The organism is Acinetobacter sp. 24-47-67 (genome assembly GCF_056779735.1).
The window spans coordinates 1-284 of the sequence record NZ_JBWYIK010000048.1; the positions used below are offsets into that span (position 1 = coordinate 1).

The 284-nt window shown below is 43.3% G+C and carries 2 protein-coding genes; both read right to left on the minus strand.

All coding sequences use genetic code 11. The features are described 5' to 3' along the window. The coding region (locus AC1M9K_RS14615; RefSeq protein ID WP_481589654.1) for a CoA-transferase at positions 1 to 107 on the minus strand (107 nt) is incomplete at its 3' end. Positions 108 to 127: 20 nt separating this feature from the next. Further along, positions 128 to 284 (minus strand): CoA-transferase (locus tag AC1M9K_RS14620; protein WP_481589655.1); only part of this gene is annotated, 157 nt, incomplete at its 5' end.

Here is a 284-nt window from a genome sequence, read left to right on the forward strand (position 1 = left end):
GAGATCTTGGTCGGTAAACCAATCCCAAGGTTGACATAAGCACCATCAGGAATATCTTGTGCAACACGTTCAGCAATTTGATCACGGGTTAATTTTTGATAACTCATTTTAATTCTCCAATCTCAAATTACTGCGCAGGTTGAACTTGTACAACGTGTTGTACAAAGATCCCTGGGGTGATGATGTGTTCAGGATCTAAGGCACCGAGTTCCACGACTTCTGATACTTGCGCGATGGTGATATCTGCTGCCATGGCCATAATTGGACCAAAGTTACGTGCAGAT